The following is a 16,306-nucleotide window of genomic DNA, read 5'->3' on the forward strand; positions in this document are numbered from 1 at the left end:
TGTGAATAAACTTACAAGGAGTTCAGGAAGCATATGCCTGAAAAGAATATCGTTTTAATTGGGGCAGGATATGCAGGTGTACACGCTGCTAAGAAATTAGCTAAGAAATACAAGAAAGACAAAGACGTTAATATTACATTAATCGATCGTCATTCGTACCATACAATGATGACTGAACTTCATGAAGTTGCTGGCGGTCGCGTTGAACCAACAGCAGTTCAATATGATTTGCGTCGTTTGTTTAATAGAACAAAGGTTAATCTTGTAACTGATAACGTGACACATGTAGATCATGATAAAAAGATTGTAACAACTGAACACGGAAGCTATCCATTTGATTATCTAGTACTTGGTATGGGCGGCGAACCTAATGACTTCGGAACACCTGGTGTAAGCGAAAATGGTTTCACACTTTGGTCTTGGGAAGATTCTGTTAAGTTACGCAAACATATTGAAGAAACTGTAACGAAAGCTTCTCTTGAACAAGATGTTGAAAAACGTAAAGCAATGTTATCATTTGTTGTTTGCGGATCTGGATTTACAGGCATCGAAATGGTTGGGGAACTTTTAGAATGGAAAACTCGTTTAGCAAAAGACAACAAGATTGATCCTTCTGAAATTAAATTAGTTGTAGTAGAAGCTGCTCCAACAATTCTTAACATGCTAGAAAGAAGAGACGCTGACAAAGCAGAACGTTACATGGTTAAAAAAGGCATTGAAATCATGAAAAACGCTGCCATTGTTGAGGTTAAACCTGACAGCATCGTTCTTAAATCTGGCGAAGAAATTCCAACGAGTACATTAATCTGGACTGCTGGCGTTCGTGCTAACTCTGATACAAAAGATTACGGCATGGAATCTGCTCGTGCAGGACGTTTGAAAGTAAATCAATATATGGAAGCAGAAGGTCTTAAAGACGTATATGTCGTTGGTGACCTTGCTTACTTTGAAGATGAAGAAGGCAAACCAACACCACAAATCGTTGAAGGCGCTGAACAAACTGCATTGACTGCAGCGAAAAGTATCATCGTTGAAATGAGCGGTACAGGCGAAAAAGAACCCTTCCAAGGTAAATACCACGGAGTTATGGTTTCTATTGGAGCTAAGTACGGGGTTGCTCACCTTGGTGGAATGCACCTTTCTGGTTGGTTCGCTATTTTAATGAAACATATGGTTAACCTTTATTACTTCTTTGGGATTCGTAGTGGATATTACATGTGGCAATATATCATGCATGAATTCTTCCACATTAAAGACCACCGCAATATTTTCCGTGGCTGGACTTCTCGTTACGGTAACGTACTTTGGACACTTCCATTACGTGTTTATCTAGGTTGGTTCTGGATTGACGAAGCTCTTTCTAAAATCTACGGCGAAACAACTTGGGATAAAGTAAGTATTACGAATTTAAAACCATTATTTAATGGTATTGGTTCTGATTCTTGGTTAACTGCAACAACTTCTAAAATGCCATTCGAATGGTTGCAAACTGCTGCTACATCTGGTGCAAGTCAAGCTGCCGGAGATGCTGCTGGTGCGGCTGCAACAAACGTAACTACACCAATTCTTAGCCATATGCCTGGTTGGTTTGAATGGATTATGAAACTTCTAATGCCAAACCTTGATGTTGCACTAGTCATGCAAAAAGTAGTTCCTTTTGTTGAACTTGCAATTGGTCTTGCTATGGTCGTTGGTTTATTCACTTGGCTTGTAAGTATCGGAAGCGCCGGATTCCTAGTAATGTTCACTCTAAGCGCTATGCTTGGTTGGGACAAATTCTGGGCGTTACCAGCTTCTATCGCACTTCTAAATGGCGCTGGTCGTACATTTGGTCTTGATTACTGGGCTGTTCCTTGGTTCCAAAAACATCTTGGTCATTGGTGGTACGGTAAGCCGAAGTCCGTTTATAGAGACAAATAAAATAACAACTAGTATTTTTAAAAATAAGAAATCGGGAGTGCATCCAAAAGCCATTTTTGGCATAGGAGGTGCTTCCGTTTTTATTATTTGTTCGTTTTTTGAACTTTTTCCTATTATATTTAGAGATTATCCTTTAAAATAGGATTGGGATATGACATTTGCGAAGGAGGCAAGACGGTGAAGAAATATTTATATATGGTAAAACGTTGGGATATTATTATTATTTTATCTCTTTGTGTGCTTTCCTTTTTGCCAATTGCTATTTTTTCGTATGTTAAAGCTAATGATCCTCCTCCTGCCAGTGGAAAAACAGAGCTTGTCGCCGTTATTTCGGTTGATAGCAAGGAGTACAAAACAGTTAAGCTCACTGGGCATAAAGGTACAGAGAGTTTCGACGTAGAACAGCCAGATGGTCACTCTAACACGATTGAAGTTTCTGGGGAAAAGATTCGAATTAGTAAAGCGAACTGTAATGATCAAGTTTGCGTTCGAACCGGTGCCATTGACAAACAAGGAGATACAGTCGTTTGCCTGCCGCATAAATTAGTAATAGAAGTAAAAACGAGTGATGGGAGTTCAGGCGATTCAGATGAGCCGATTATCTCTTCCTGACCTTATCCTCAAATAGATAGGAAAGTGTTTCTATGACAAAAAACAGACGATTAGTATATATAGCGCTACTTGCTGCACAAGCAGTTGTTATAAGTTTGCTGGAACGTGCGATTCCGTTTCCATTTGCATTTGCACCTGGAGCGAAACTTGGGCTTGCTAATATTATTACTTGTATTTCACTCTATACGTTATCAGCCAAAGATACGTTTATGATTATTTGTATTAGACTCGTATTATCGACTTTGCTTGGTGGAACCATTTCCACATTTATGTATAGCGCTGCGGGAGCTATCTTGAGTTTTCTCGGTATGTGGCTAGTACAACAACTTGGACCGAAACGTGTTAGTATCATCGGAGTTAGTGTTACCGGCGGAATTTTGCATAATGTCGGTCAGCTCGTTATCGCAAGTTGGATTGCAGGTACTTGGTCGGTTATGCTTTACTTACCAGTACTATCATTTATCGGAATTCTTTCTGGAATTGCAGTAGGAATTGCGGCAAACTACTTGCTGAAAAATGTTCAAACTTTGCGCATGTTCGCTGATGCAAAACAAAATCAAGCAGCAACACCAAAATAATTTTTTTAAAAGGAGTTCAATATGCAACTTCATGCTATGTGGGATGATTATCCTGCTCTTTCCGATGATTTAAAAGAAGTTTTACAAACAATTGAAAAAAATATTCAAATTCGCGATAAACATGTGGAGAAAAATGTAAAAGATTTGATTCATGCTGGCGGGAAATTACTTCGCCCTGCTTTTGCACTACTTTCGGCTCAAGCTGGTCCTGATTTTGATAAAGACCGCGCCGTTTCGATTGCAGCAGCGTTAGAAGTTCTTCATATGGCTACACTAATCCATGATGATGTCGTGGATGATTCTCCTCTTCGCCGAGGTATTCCAACAATCCACTCTAAATATGGCCGAAATTACGCGGTCTACACTGGCGACTATCTATTTTGTATTTGTTTTAAAATCTTATCTGCGCATGCCTCTTCTGTCGAGAATATCGAATTTAATAGTAAAAATATCGAAAAAATATTGATGGGCGAACTGGATCAAATGCGTACAAGCTACAAAATGGATGTAACTGTGCGTGAATATTTAGCACGAATTTCTGGTAAAACAGCTCAACTTTTTGCTCTTAGTTGTTATTCTGGCGCTACTGGTAGTAAAGCTTCACGAATGACTGTCGCTAAATGTTATAATATCGGGCACTATCTTGGCATGGCTTTTCAAATTATTGATGATGTGCTTGATTATACAAGTACTGATCAAGGTCTAGGAAAACCCGTTTTAAATGATATGAAACAAGGAATTTATTCTCTGCCGCTGATTTATGCAATGAAAGGGCATTTGGCAGAATTCGAACCACTTCTTTCACAAAAACTAGCTATGTCTGACGCTGCATCTGAACAAGTTTTAGCACTTATTTCTAAATATAATGGTGTCGAACTAGCGTTTAAACTCGCAAATAAGTATACGAACAAAGCTCTTCGCGAGATTAAAAAGTTACCAACTGGTGCCTATCGTGATGATATGTATCGCTTAACAAAAAGTATCTTAGACCGAGATATTTAACTTATTTAGAACATCTCTCTTTAGCGAGTTTTGTTCTAAATTTCACCTTTAATTGTGAAAATACAAACATGAAAGCGTGATGAACGTGATTCGATTTTTTAAGATAGCCATACCTCTACTTTTAGCCTGTTTTTTAGTTGCATGTAGTTCAGGGAATGCGAAAACAGAAGAGATTACTACCCCCATCGAAAAAGACCGAGATTTATCGATTGTCGAAACGACGGATGTTCATTATTTTAATTCGTCACTAACTGATGATGGGGCTGCATTTAAAAAATATGTGGCTGCTGGTGATGGTAAACAACTTGCTTACAGTGAGGAAATAACCGATGCTTTTTTAGATGACGTAAAAGCGCAAAAATCCGATGTATTGATTATTAGTGGTGATTTAACCAATAATGGCGAGAAAGCTAGTCATGAGGGTTTAGCTAAAAAACTTACTGCCGTAGAAAAAACAGGGACTCAAGTATTTGTTGTACCAGGAAATCATGATATCAATAATCCTTGGGCACGTAAATTCGAAAAAGATAAACAACTGCCGACTGATACGATCACTCCAAAAGATTTCAGCAAAATTTATGGTGCTTTCGGCTATGATGATGCGATTTCTAGCGATGACTTTTCACTGAGTTATTTAGCTGCCCCTTCATCTAAAGTTTGGCTGTTGATGCTTGATACTGCGATTTACAAAACAAATATGCAACAAGGTACACCAACAACGGAAGGCGGATTAACTGCAGGAACTCTAGATTGGATTAAAGAATGTAGTGCTCTTGCTGAGAAAAATGGCGCTAAGCTTATTCCAGTGATGCATCACAATCTAACCGATCACAGCGAGGTTATCCAAAAAGGCTATACGATTAACTACAATCAACAAGTAATCGATGCACTTACCGCGGGCAATATGGACTTTTCTCTTAGTGGGCATATTCATACGCAAAACATCCGTGCTGCTGAAAGTACAGATGGTAAAAAAATTACGGACATCGTTACTAATGCGCTATCTGTTTACCCACATAAGTATGGTAATATCACTTATAATGCTGAAAAAGAAACATTCACTTACCAATCGGAAAAACTAGATATCGAAGGCTGGGCGAAAAAGAATGGCGCAACGGATAAAAATCTGCTGAATTTCGCTGCGTTTGATTACGAGACTTTTTACAATAGTGGTTATGACAAAGCAATCGTGGACTTAATGACGAGCAATTCTTTTAAATCCTATAGTCAATCTGACAAAGAAAAAATGGCCGATACGATGGGCTTAAATAATATGTATTTTTTTGCAGGTATCGCTCCACCAAAATCAGCAGGAATGGCACTGTGGGATAATGCTCCTAATTCTTTTTTGAAAGATTATGTATTAAGCACATCAAATCCACCAAAAACAAGTAATGATTATTACGTTAGTCCGTAATACAAAACCTGGTAGTTCTTCTCGCTACCAGGTTTTTTCTTATTTTCAATTTGATGCCGCGGCTGCACTCGCTCCGGCTGCTTCACTTGCTGCAGCAGCCTGTTCCATTGCGATTAGTATATGCACATTGACCATTAATCCTTCTAATTGTTCTTTACTCATCTGACCAGATTGTTTTTCCGTATACATACTTATTGCTAGCGCTACAACAAATTCGCGGCCAAATTTCAGTCCCGGCTGTTGAGATAATTCATCTATTAAATTAACCAGCCCCGAATCAATTTTCCGTCCATCCATCACAAACGCTAAAATCCCGATACTTGAATAGTGTAGCGGTTTGATTTTAACTCCTTTTCGACGCAATTCTTCGACGACATTATCTACTTTTCGAATAAAACCACTATTTTCTTCGCCATAAAGTAGCGTTCCTGTTGTTGCCAAAAATTGCAAACTATCATTTTTGCGGAACCCTTTATTTGCAAAGGCTTGAAAATAATATTCTGTGATGGAAGCCAATTTCGCCGTATCTTCTTCTGGCAAATTAGCTAAGAAAACCGCGGTCGTGACATCTTCACTTTTTGTTAAAAATGGATGGTCTTTTTTGAAAAGCTCGTGAATTATTTTCGCTTTTCGAGCAACTTTGGCAGGTTCAGTAGCTTCTAGTAATAAATAGGCAGCAAAATAAGTGTATTCTGTGCGTTTAAATCCAGCATCAATTAGTGTATTGTAGTTGGAAATGACTTGGCTGATACTCTCGGAACTAGCATTATCATTCGCCATTAAGAGTCCGGCTAAAGAAGCTCGAACATTGCCATTTAGTGCCGTAAAGAAACCCAATTGACGCTTGATTTCTTTGTTGATTTCGTTGAATTTCTCTGGATTAATCACGTCATTATTCCCTGCAAAAAGACGAGCAATCAAAAATCGAATACGTTTATCAATAAAACTCACACCGCTTGTTTTGACTAAATCGTAATTTTTCAATAATAGCTTTGTTGCTTTTTCACTTTCAAAAACATATTCAGAATCCATGATTTCACTCCTTTTATATTTTATTGAGTTGTTTAGTACTCTTCTACGTATAAACTGTCTACAAATGATTCAAAGTTTTTAGCAAGCCAAGTGATCTTATAATCACTTTCTTGATCGACGTGGACTACTTCAGGTTCGCCGCGCTTTCCGCATTTCCGGTAATCAAGAAAAATCATGTCATGCCCAGCTGAAGGACAATCAGCAATCGCTAAACCAATTGGCGGATAACCCCATTCACTTATCCAAAAATCAGTATTAAAGTGTCCATTTAATGAACTACTAGCTCGACTTCCTATTCCCATTATTCCAGTAATTGCAGCACAATCTTCAGCCCATAATGTACTTTCTTTCGTAGCAATATATTCGCGGCTGACAAGTCCTCCATTTTGTGTATGACGCATTAAATAAATATAAGATTTCGGTAGCTTATAGCCTAATTCTTGTTCAAGTTCGGCCACCCTTTGCGCTGTTGGATACAGGTCAAGATATTCATTATAAGAAGTTTTCTGCCAAAGTCCTTTAAGACTATCTTCTTTAAAAAACTGACCTATTTCACTAAAAAAATCATCTAATTCTTTTAAAATTTGCTTTGCTTTTTCTTGTTCATAATTGAACGCATCAATAGAGAGATTTTTTGCTTTTATAACCTCAAGACTATTTGTTAAATGTTGATAAATTTCTGAAAACCGCTCACCATTTTGGTAAAGGACATCACTTAATATTACAGTTGCTGGAAAAACATCATTAATATTGGTTTGATTTAGTTCTTGGTTCCAAACTTGTTCAAGTAGCTGAATGGCTTCCTTTGTTTTACCTTTATCTAAATAATACAGTGCTTTTCTCGTTGATAGCATATTAATCCTCCCACATGAGCTTATAGGTGTATTATAATAAAAAAAATCTAGGAATACAAAGATTCCTAGATTAAGATTTATAAATTCATTCCAAGCAGCGGGATTCGCGGTGTGTATTTTTTAACGAGTGCTCGGTTATGCTCATCTGCATTTTCGATGTTTCCACTAATAAATACTGGTGGTGTGAAATTATCATTTACCATTTTTTCAATTGCTTCGGCGAAAATAGCTTGTAAAATTGCTGCGCCAGTTACGGTTGAAGTGGGTGCAAATGGAATATCAAAGTTAGCCGATTTTAGAACTGCATCTCCTTTTACCGCACCGTTATCAATAACGATATCACCAGTGTCGGATAAACGTTTTCCTGATGTATGGCGGGATTTTTGGCTCATTGAATATTGAAGGGAAGTGATAACGATGATGAAAGCTCCTTTTTCACGGGCGATTTCTGCTACGTCGATTGGCACTGGATTACGGCCTGATGTAGATAACACAATCATAACATCTCCTGGGCGAATATCCTCTTCCGTCATGAATGTTTTTGCATAATCGTTTTTTCGTTCAAGTACAGAAGAAGCAGCCGCCCCCTCGTGTAACATTAATGGCTCATGCAAAATTGGGTGAATTGCCGCAAGTCCTCCAGCTCGGTAAAAAACTTCTTCAGTCAAAATGTGTGAATGTCCACACCCAAATAAATGTATTATCCCATCATTTTCAATCGCTTCAGCAACTTTTGCGCCTGCTTCTTTTACGTAGTCGGCTTCATTCTCAAGAATATTTTCAAGCATACGAATGGTAATATCAATATAATTGTTAATCATTTATTTCTCCTCCAATGCTGCCATGATTTTCTCGATTTCTTCTGGTTTCGTTCTTCCAGTCGTTTTATCAATTGTTTTTCCAAAAATATGTGGCATATAAAAAGGAATTCCGGTTTCTTTTATGGCTGTAGTTATTTCATGAATATTTTCCGCGCCGATTCCGCCAGCTGGCTCGATACCATAAATTCCTTTGTCAGCAGCTACTTTTGTTAAATAAATAAGTTCGTCTAAATGCTTTGTTCCCTCAATGCTCATAAATTTAATGGAAGGAATGCCTGCAGAAAGACAATAATCTACGGCTTTTTCGGCAGTAATTTCATCACCAGAAGATAATTTTACGATGCCAATTTTTCCAGTCGGACGAACTAGAGCATTTGTGTAAGTTTCTGGTAATAACTGATTCGTTAAGCCTGCTGTTTCTATCGGCTGGTTGATGTGACAATCTGGATTTAGACGAGCAATATGAAGAACATTGCGCCAGTTATTCCAATCACCGCCGCCACCTAGACCAACACTCACAACTTCCGCTACTGCTTGTAATTCATTCATTGCCTTTGCAGCTTCTTCGGCAGTCTCATAGTTGGTTGCAACAATTCCCGGAACCGCGTAACCACGTGCTGCATCCATTACTTCTTTCCCATTTTCTTTATCTTTTGCTAAAAAATTAAATAGCGCAAAATCATTCCATTTCGGTAAATTTTCGAATTTTTTCTTGTTCAATTTTTATCAACTCCACACATGTTTTTAACGTTTTTTCAATTAAGTATTCGCCTTTTTCAGCCGTTGCTAAGGTTGCTTCTCCTAGAACGGCTGTCTTGGTGAAGTTTTGCCACGGCGTTGGTTTGTAATCCGCATCAATCGGTAAAATTGGCGGATCATCAATTGCCCGAGTCATATCCGTGTTTTTTGGAGATAGGTAGAGCATGAGCGATGTTTCAATTTCACAAGCATGAATGTAAGTATGGTGACTTGCTTTGCCTTCTCTAACGTCCATCGCAAGTTTTTGGATATTAGGGTAAAAAATATGCAACGTAATCATGTCCGGAAACTTAGCGTATAATTCTCGAGCTGCATCTTTTAAAGCCGCCATATTTCCAAGGTGTCCACTTACTGGAACAAATAAGCGAAACCCTTGTCGGTATAGGCTTTCACCAATTTCGACGACCATTTTCGTGACAGTTTCATTGGATACAGTTAAGCTTCCCGGGAAATCTTGTAAGCTCCAAACTTGGCCATATGGTAACACGGGAAGTACAAAAGCATTTGTTTCAGCTGCAATTTTAGCAGAATATTCTGACGCTAAAATATTGTCTGTTCCTAGTGGCAAATGTGGCCCGTGCGCTTCAACAGCTCCGATTGGCAAGATTACTGGCGTTGTTTTTGTGATTTTCGCACCAATATCAAATGAATTTTCATCTGCATATAACACAGATTTCGCCTCCTATTTTTTGAATGTAAAACATCTTGCTGGGTTATCTACGAAGAATTTTCGGACTAATTTTTCTCCATCAAAGCCTTTTTCGTTCGCTTCATCAATAAAACGAGGAACCCATTTTTTGGCAATATATTCAAGACCTGGTCCGTAACCATAATGTTTATAATAGGTTTTCCGCGCGGTATCGCCACTTACGAGAATTTGGTCTTCAAATCCTTCTGATACCAGATATAGAATCGCAGCAATTCGAGCACTTTCTGGCGCATATTTAATTTTGGCAATTCCATCAAATGACATAAAGGCACCTGTTTTTGCAACTTGTTTGTGGTAATACGGGTCTAAATTGCGATCCATATGGCCAATAGAAAGATATTCGAGATTGACATTTTCTTGTTTTAAAATTTCGATTTGTTCTAAAGCCATTGTCCCAGCTTCCGTATGCGAATGAATTGGCGCTTTTGTCTCGTGGTGTGCTCTTGCAACGGCGCGTATCGTCTTTTCTTCTAAAGGGGTAATCATATTGTAGCCTGTTCCAAATTTCACCTGCCCGGCCTTGTATACTGTCCCTTCTAGACCTTGTTCTACTTCGCTTACGACAAATTCAGTTAATTTTTCGATAGAGGTTGCTTCAATCCAGTCATAGTATCTTTCAAAATCACCAATAATTGGTTTAAGCTCTGGTTTAATTTTCCCGTCCCATAAGAAACTTTTATTAAAACCTGCCGTACCCACAATTTGGATTCCTGTTTCTTTGGAAATTTGAGCGACTTCTGCTACTCTTCTGCCATAATCAACCGCAGTCGCATCAACAATGGTTTTTCCGCCTAAATCAGCAAAGTCTTGTACATCTAATTGTGATTTTTCTTTATCATCTAAAAGTAAATCATCTGCGTTGCGTTCTTTCCAGTAAGCTGGAACACAAACAATATGTTCATGTGAGTAAGTGAACCCCAATTGGTCCGGGGAAATATCTCCATAAAAAGTACGAATAAAGCTCATTTTTATAACTTCCTTTCAAAAAACCTCTTCCTCTTGAATGCTAGACAAGGAAGAGGTTTTGATTTTTACCTAAAAGAATAACTTCGCTAACATGCTAACAATTGGTCCAAGGATGAACATATCTGAATCGGCAGCCCACATTGCTGTATCTGGAACTGTCGTATTGATAAAGAAGGTTACCATGATATATTGACCCCAGGCGACAACCGTAGCTGTTAAGAATCCACCTATTAATGCACCTCTGACACCACCAGTTGAGTTACCGAACACCCCAGCAACAGCTCCGTGGAAGAAGAGCACGATCATCGTTGGCACGAATACATAGCCAACTGTATTTCCAAGTACTACTAACCAAATAATTGCTCCGATAAATGCTCCAACGAAACCGATAATTACCGAGTTCGGTGCATATGGATAAACAATCGGCGCATCTAACGCTGGTTTAGCTCCTGGAACTAGTTTTGTAGCAATCCCATTAAAGGCTGGTACGATTTCCCCAATAAACATCCGCACACCTACAAGTACAATCGCAATCCCTGCTGCAAAAGTAAATGATTGCACGATGGAATAAACGATGAAACTTTGATTACCAGCTTCCGCAATTAATTTTTCTGCTCCTGGAGTTTTTTTCACCATCAGAATTACTGCGCCAACTACGAACAAAATCCCCATGGTAAGAGCGGTAATAACGTTGGAGTCCCTTAAAAACTCTAATTTCTTTGGTAAATTGATATGTTCTGCATCATTTTTCTTATTTCCAAATACCTTCCCAAGTAACGCGGATAAAATTGCAACACTGGAAGAAGTATGTCCTAACGCAACATTGTCATTTCCGGTAATTTTACGTAGGAATGGTTGTGTAATCGCTGGTTGTAATGTCCAGTAAAGTCCCATAATAACTGCTAGGAAGAGTACAAGGCCCCAAAATGGTATGTCTCCGCCAACAGCTTGAACTGTAATCCCAGCAAAAATCGTTGTTGTCCAAAACATCATATGCCCAGTTAAGTAAATATATTTAAACGGGGTGAATCTAGCTAATAACACATTGACTAAAAATCCGAGTGTCATCGCCAGTGTAACGGCACTACCAAATTTAGCATTAAAAGCTTCTTGTCCTAAAAAACCTGCAAGTGGCGGCGTTTCTAGTCCAAACACTTCTTTCCACATCGGCTCAAAAATCCCGAGTGAGCCAGTAATAACAGCGGCCCCGGCATTAATAATTAAGAATCCGATAATAGCTTTGAAAGTTCCGCTAATAACTTGGCTTAAGTTTTTCTTTTGTAAAAGTAACCCAAGAAGCACGATAAATCCTAAAAGTATAGCTGGGGTTCCAAAAAAGTTATTGGCAATCCAAGTAATAATCTCCATTTTTTTCCCACCTTTTTATCTTAATTTAGTTATTTATTGCGGCAGATAACGCATTTTTAATTTCGGCATTATCAAAGTAGTTATTAACAATAATTACTTTGGCGCTTGTATCTGTTCCCAGTGTTTCTGCTAATTCTTGACTTGTCACAATGATATCCACATTCATCGAGCGAGCTGCTGAGACATCAATATGCTCTACATCCGCATCCACTCCCATTTCACGTAAAACCGTTTCTACATTCATTCGTAAAATTAAGCTGGTACCTTGACCAAGTCCACACACTGCTAAAATTTTCATAATTATCCCTCCACTAGTTCTCCAATTGCTTGGTAATCTTCTGCTTGAATCATTTTTTCAATGTTATCGTTATTACTAAGCAAGGAAACGATTTTTTGAATGACTTTTAAATGTGCCTCACTAGAAGTTGCTGCGAGTCCGAATACTAATCGTACGGGATCATTAGCGGCGTGTCCGAAATTCACGCCTTCTTTTAATACGACTAGAGATACCGCTGAGTTTTCTACACCATCTGTTGGTCTTGCATGCGGTATGGCTATTTGAGGTGCAATGACAAAGTACGCACCATTTTCATGATAAGATTCCACCATTTTTTCTACATACTGTTCGCTTACATAACCTGCATTTACTAATAATTCTCCTGCTTGTGTGATAGCTTCGTCAGCTTTTGTTGCTGATCCATGCAGATTTACAAGCTCTTTATCCAAAAAAGACATATCTCTTCATCCCTTCTAACTGATTGATAGCGCTATCAATAACTTACACTCTTATTATAGCTGTAGCTCACCTGTTTAAAAAAGCCCAATTCCTTTCTTTTCAAATGTGCAAAGAGTAGACTGTTACAAATCCATGTTTCTTCATACAAAAAAGCCAGTAGGAGTGTTGCAACTTCTACTGGCTAAATAACTTATTCTATTGTTAGCATTTCGGCAATTTCACTAGCTGTGGTGGCTTTTTCAATCTGCTCTAGCAAGTGATGTTTCATAATTAAATTCGTTAACTGACTTAGTGCATTAATATGTGTGTAGGAGTCAATGGAAGCGAGCACAATAATTAGTTTCACCTGATCTTTCGCTTTACTTGAAAATGAAACAGCTTGATCCAGTCGCAGTAAACTCATACCTACTCGATATGCTCCGTCCTCGGCAGAAGCGTGTGGAAGTGCAATCCCTGGGGCAATAACAATATAAGGTCCGAGTTTCTCAATATTTTCAATCATTGCAGTCTGGTAATTTTTCGAAATATAACCTTCTTCTTGGAGAGACTTCGAAGCAATCTGAATAGCCTCACGCCAATCAGCCACACTATCTTTAAAAGTAATTCGCTCTTTTGGCAACAATTCTTTTAGTGTTGGTGATTTTTCTAATTGGCTATCTGACTTGACTTGGAATAAAACAGATTTTAACTTCGCTGCTAACTTCTCACGGTCTTCTACTTTCGCATATTGATCAACCACATCAAGAACAGATGAGAGCATTCGCGCATCTGAATCTTTTTGCAAAATATGTGGTGCTATCGCCTTCATAAGTTGTTGTTTTTGTACTTCTGTCACAATTGGACTAACGATAAACACTGGAGCTTTCTGTTCGATAATTGGTAAGGTTGAGACAATAAAATCTGGTGAATAAATCCCTTTTTCAAACTCCCGAATCGAAATTGGCTCTAAAATCTCTACTCGTTCACCTAGTAACTGTGACAATTGGCGTTCAATCATTCTGGAAGTCCCTACACCTTTAGAGCATACAATCAATAATTTTTTTCGTTCTACTAGCGTATTATTTTTCCGTGATAAATACCCTCCAAAAAGGATCGTCACATAGGCCACTTCATCCTCAGGAATTGTTTCACTAAGCAATTCTTCTAGCGGTTCTAATGATTTTTTGGTAATCTCATAAACATCGCTATACTCTTGTTTAATATCCGCTCGTAAGGGATTAATCCACTCAATTTGAAATTTCAATCGATAATAAGCAGGCTGCAAGTGTAAGAGTAAATCTTTCTTCAAGTTCTGATGATCTTCAAAGTTTACACAAGCTAGTCGCTCAAATTCAGCAATTATTTTTTCGACAATAAGGTTTAACTTTCCTTCCACCGCAGCAGCATCATTCAACCGACTGGCTCCAAGTAAAAGTTTCCCTAAATAAGCAATCTCTGCACGCTTCATTCGAAAGTCTTCTGCTTTTTGTAACGCTAAATAAATTTCTTGTGCTATTTCAAAAGAATCTACTTCATTTTCATCTTGGTCATTCAAATAACAACTTTTTTTCATACGTTCTTTAAAGAAGAAAATCATGATACCAATTCGCTCGATAACTTCATCTGTATAGCGAATGCCAATTTTTTTCTCCGTAGCAGCTAGTATTTCAAAAATCCTATCTAAACTAGGAAATAACTCCTGATTTTTTATCATCGGTTTCATTTTCATCAAATTGAGTAACTGATCCGCTGTTGAAATTTCTTCGTTATTCATGCAGTAATGAATGAAAAATTGGCGAATATTACGCTCGTCTCCCAAAACCATATTGCCGTGTTTGCGATCATATGTGAGTTCTAAATTAAATTGTTTCAGCGCTAACTTCAATTGTTTTATATCTTGCAAACTGGTATTACGACTAACTTCATTGCATTGATTTATCGTATCAATAATTACCCGAGCATCAGTTACGAGCAGGAAAAATAAAATACGAATCCGGCGTTCACTTGCTGTAAAGACTTTATGCCTTGTCTCCCTATTTTCAAGCAATTGTTTAATTGTCACTTTTTCATCTTCTAACAAATAATAGCCTTGCGCACGAACAGATTGTATTCCATCAAGTCCGATAGTATCTAGTTCTTTATTAATTTTTTCCACATCATATTGCAACGTCCGCTTAGAAATGCCTAGTTCTTCTTGTAGCTTTTCCGGAGCAAGATATACGTTCGCCACTACAAGTGAATCAAGCAACGTAATATTTCTATCATCAAATTGTACCACTGGTCTACCTCCTTGATTTCGGTCTAGAAGGTAAAAAGATATGTCTATCTTAAGGTTATGCGAAAATGTGAACTTTTTCAAGTATATTTTTATTTTATGTATAAAAAACCGACAAAGCTGGGCAACTTTGTCGGTTTCTTTATAAATTAATCTCTATAATATCCCTTACTCCATTACTCCAATATTTACTAGGAACAGCTAGGATGAATTGCTGTTTATTTTTTATTAACTCTTTAGGAACATTAAATCCCAAATTAAATTTGTATCGTCCCTTAGCTTCATCAAATTCATGACTTATCGCCGAAATATCCGATAACGTCACAAAATTTTGATACCCTAATTGAAAATCCGAGATTCCAATATTTTTTTCTGTAGACCATAATTGAACTAGAAGAAAATCTTCACTATCATTTTTATAATAATCCTCATCTACATACTTATTTATTTCCGCACCCTCAATAACAACTGCATTTTCGACACTTATTTCCGCGCTCGCTAGTTCAAAAACTTCTTGTTTAGAATGTATTTTATCCTTGTATGAAAAAGCATTAGCATTTAAATCATACACACGCCAAACAAATAGCCTTATTAGCACAACAATCAAAACCCCACCAATTATTTTCTTCATTCTTTTCTCCTATTTATTATTCGACCTGCTTCCATTTCAAATGTTTCATCTGATATCCCGTCAATATCAGCAATATGATGACTGGCTAATAGTATAGTTTTTCCTTTTTCTTTTAAATCTAAAATCAAGTCAATAAAACTTTGACTGCCTGCTTTATCCAGTGAATTTGTTGGTTCATCAAATATTAGCAAATCTGGATCTTCCATAATCGCTTGAGCAATACCAAGTCTTTGTCTCATTCCAAGCGAGTATTTTTTTACTTTTACATCCTCTTTTCCAGAAAGCCCCACTTTTTCTAACGCATCAAGAATCTCTTTTTTTCCTATTTGATTTCTAATAGAAGCTAAGTATTCCAAATTTTGATATCCTGTATAATTAGCTAAAAATCCTGGATTTTCAATAATAATTCCTGTCTTTTCTGGAAAAGATTTAGTTTCATTAATAGCTACACCATCAATATTAATGTCACCACTTGTTGGCGCAATAAAACCGCATAACGCTCTAAACAACATTGTTTTTCCTGAACCATTATGGCCTATAAACGAATAAATCCCACCTTGTTTTAGCTCAAAATCAATGTCTTCCAAAACAGTATGATTTTTAATTATCTTTGTTAAATGATTAACTTTAATATAATTCATAGATAT

General features: G+C 37.6%; 17 protein-coding genes. 5 read left to right on the forward strand and 12 right to left on the reverse strand.

The features are described from left to right. The first annotated feature begins 33 nt into the window (after positions 1–33). From CKV67_RS13365 to CKV67_RS13385, 5 genes are all read left to right on the forward strand, one after another. Positions 34–1,920, forward strand: a complete 1,887-nt coding sequence (locus CKV67_RS13365; RefSeq protein ID WP_014093819.1) for an FAD-dependent oxidoreductase — start codon at positions 34–36, stop codon at positions 1,918–1,920. A gap of 177 nt (positions 1,921–2,097) precedes the next feature. After that, positions 2,098–2,532 carry a flavin-based extracellular electron transfer system protein EetA gene (gene eetA / locus CKV67_RS13370; protein ID WP_014093820.1) on the forward strand — a complete coding sequence of 145 codons (435 nt, stop codon included), beginning with the start codon at positions 2,098–2,100 and terminating at the stop codon, positions 2,530–2,532. A gap of 32 nt (positions 2,533–2,564) precedes the next feature. Beyond that, the gene (gene eetB, locus CKV67_RS13375; RefSeq protein ID WP_003720959.1) at positions 2,565–3,110 is read left to right on the forward strand and encodes a flavinylation system FAD exporter subunit EetB; all 546 of its coding nucleotides are present in this window, start codon (positions 2,565–2,567) and stop codon (positions 3,108–3,110) included. A gap of 21 nt (positions 3,111–3,131) precedes the next feature. After that, the gene (locus CKV67_RS13380; protein ID WP_014093821.1) at positions 3,132–4,112 is read left to right on the forward strand and encodes a polyprenyl synthetase family protein; all 981 of its coding nucleotides are present in this window, start codon (positions 3,132–3,134) and stop codon (positions 4,110–4,112) included. An 85-nt stretch (positions 4,113–4,197) separates the two neighbouring features. After that, a complete protein-coding gene (locus CKV67_RS13385; protein WP_014093822.1) occupies positions 4,198–5,529 on the forward strand; it encodes a metallophosphoesterase in 1,332 nt (443 codons plus the stop codon). A gap of 45 nt (positions 5,530–5,574) precedes the next feature. On the opposite strand, the gene CKV67_RS13390 is transcribed toward CKV67_RS13385, so the two are convergent. The 12 genes from CKV67_RS13390 to CKV67_RS13445 all read right to left on the reverse strand — a co-directional run bounded on the left by CKV67_RS13390 (position 5,575) and on the right by CKV67_RS13445 (position 16,300). Next, complete coding sequence (locus CKV67_RS13390; RefSeq protein ID WP_038408393.1) at positions 5,575–6,561, reverse strand: DUF4003 family protein; 987 nt, start codon at positions 6,559–6,561, stop codon at positions 5,575–5,577. Between the two features lie 32 nt (positions 6,562–6,593). Further along, positions 6,594–7,415, reverse strand: a complete 822-nt coding sequence (locus CKV67_RS13395) for an SMI1/KNR4 family protein (RefSeq protein WP_025280110.1) — start codon at positions 7,413–7,415, stop codon at positions 6,594–6,596. A gap of 77 nt (positions 7,416–7,492) precedes the next feature. Then, a complete protein-coding gene (locus CKV67_RS13400) occupies positions 7,493–8,236 on the reverse strand; it encodes an SIS domain-containing protein (RefSeq protein WP_014093825.1) in 744 nt (247 codons plus the stop codon). Next, complete coding sequence (locus tag CKV67_RS13405) at positions 8,237–8,956, reverse strand: KDGP aldolase (protein WP_025280111.1); 720 nt, start codon at positions 8,954–8,956, stop codon at positions 8,237–8,239. Next, positions 8,916–9,665 (reverse strand): creatininase family protein, encoded by a 750-nt coding sequence (locus tag CKV67_RS13410; protein WP_014093827.1) that lies wholly within the window; start codon positions 9,663–9,665, stop codon positions 8,916–8,918. The genes CKV67_RS13405 and CKV67_RS13410 overlap by 41 nt, the downstream gene beginning before the upstream one ends. A 12-nt stretch (positions 9,666–9,677) precedes the next feature. After that, positions 9,678–10,670, reverse strand: coding sequence for a phosphotriesterase family protein (locus tag CKV67_RS13415; protein WP_014093828.1), 993 nt, complete (start codon positions 10,668–10,670; stop codon positions 9,678–9,680). Positions 10,671–10,739: 69 nt separating this feature from the next. After that, complete coding sequence (locus tag CKV67_RS13420) at positions 10,740–12,038, reverse strand: PTS ascorbate transporter subunit IIC (protein ID WP_003726308.1); 1,299 nt, start codon at positions 12,036–12,038, stop codon at positions 10,740–10,742. Positions 12,039–12,063: 25 nt separating this feature from the next. Beyond that, positions 12,064–12,336 (reverse strand): PTS sugar transporter subunit IIB, encoded by a 273-nt coding sequence (locus CKV67_RS13425; protein WP_003749745.1) that lies wholly within the window; start codon positions 12,334–12,336, stop codon positions 12,064–12,066. A gap of 2 nt (positions 12,337–12,338) precedes the next feature. Continuing rightward, positions 12,339–12,773 (reverse strand): PTS sugar transporter subunit IIA, encoded by a 435-nt coding sequence (locus CKV67_RS13430; protein WP_014093829.1) that lies wholly within the window; start codon positions 12,771–12,773, stop codon positions 12,339–12,341. A 191-nt stretch (positions 12,774–12,964) separates the two neighbouring features. Then, positions 12,965–15,031, reverse strand: coding sequence for a BglG family transcription antiterminator (locus CKV67_RS13435; RefSeq protein ID WP_014093830.1), 2,067 nt, complete (start codon positions 15,029–15,031; stop codon positions 12,965–12,967). Positions 15,032–15,170: 139 nt separating this feature from the next. After that, positions 15,171–15,659, reverse strand: a complete 489-nt coding sequence (locus tag CKV67_RS13440) for a hypothetical protein (protein WP_025280112.1) — start codon at positions 15,657–15,659, stop codon at positions 15,171–15,173. Next, a complete protein-coding gene (locus CKV67_RS13445) occupies positions 15,656–16,300 on the reverse strand; it encodes an ABC transporter ATP-binding protein (RefSeq protein ID WP_014093832.1) in 645 nt (214 codons plus the stop codon). Before CKV67_RS13445 ends, CKV67_RS13440 begins: the two co-directional genes overlap by 4 nt. Positions 16,301–16,306 lie beyond the last annotated feature (6 nt).

This window comes from Listeria ivanovii subsp. ivanovii, from assembly GCF_900187025.1.
GTDB classification, from domain to species: Bacteria; Bacillota; Bacilli; order Lactobacillales; family Listeriaceae; genus Listeria; species Listeria ivanovii.

Excerpts from the sequence above, each read along its gene's own strand:
- CKV67_RS13440 (WP_025280112.1), bottom strand. The coding sequence starts at position 15,659 with ATGAAGAAAATAATTGGTGGGGTTTTGATTGTTGTGCTAATAAGGCTA.
- CKV67_RS13430 (WP_014093829.1), bottom strand. The coding sequence starts at position 12,773 with ATGTCTTTTTTGGATAAAGAGCTTGTAAATCTGCATGGATCAGCAACA.
- CKV67_RS13420 (WP_003726308.1), bottom strand. The coding sequence starts at position 12,038 with ATGGAGATTATTACTTGGATTGCCAATAACTTTTTTGGAACCCCAGCT.
- CKV67_RS13365 (WP_014093819.1), top strand. The coding sequence starts at position 34 with ATGCCTGAAAAGAATATCGTTTTAATTGGGGCAGGATATGCAGGTGTA.
- eetB (WP_003720959.1), top strand. The coding sequence starts at position 2,565 with ATGACAAAAAACAGACGATTAGTATATATAGCGCTACTTGCTGCACAA.
- CKV67_RS13425 (WP_003749745.1), bottom strand. The coding sequence starts at position 12,336 with ATGAAAATTTTAGCAGTGTGTGGACTTGGTCAAGGTACCAGCTTAATT.
- CKV67_RS13400 (WP_014093825.1), bottom strand. The coding sequence starts at position 8,236 with ATGATTAACAATTATATTGATATTACCATTCGTATGCTTGAAAATATT.
- CKV67_RS13445 (WP_014093832.1), bottom strand. The coding sequence starts at position 16,300 with ATGAATTATATTAAAGTTAATCATTTAACAAAGATAATTAAAAATCAT.
- CKV67_RS13390 (WP_038408393.1), bottom strand. The coding sequence starts at position 6,561 with ATGGATTCTGAATATGTTTTTGAAAGTGAAAAAGCAACAAAGCTATTA.
- CKV67_RS13395 (WP_025280110.1), bottom strand. The coding sequence starts at position 7,415 with ATGCTATCAACGAGAAAAGCACTGTATTATTTAGATAAAGGTAAAACA.
- CKV67_RS13415 (WP_014093828.1), bottom strand. The coding sequence starts at position 10,670 with ATGAGCTTTATTCGTACTTTTTATGGAGATATTTCCCCGGACCAATTG.
- CKV67_RS13380 (WP_014093821.1), top strand. The coding sequence starts at position 3,132 with ATGCAACTTCATGCTATGTGGGATGATTATCCTGCTCTTTCCGATGAT.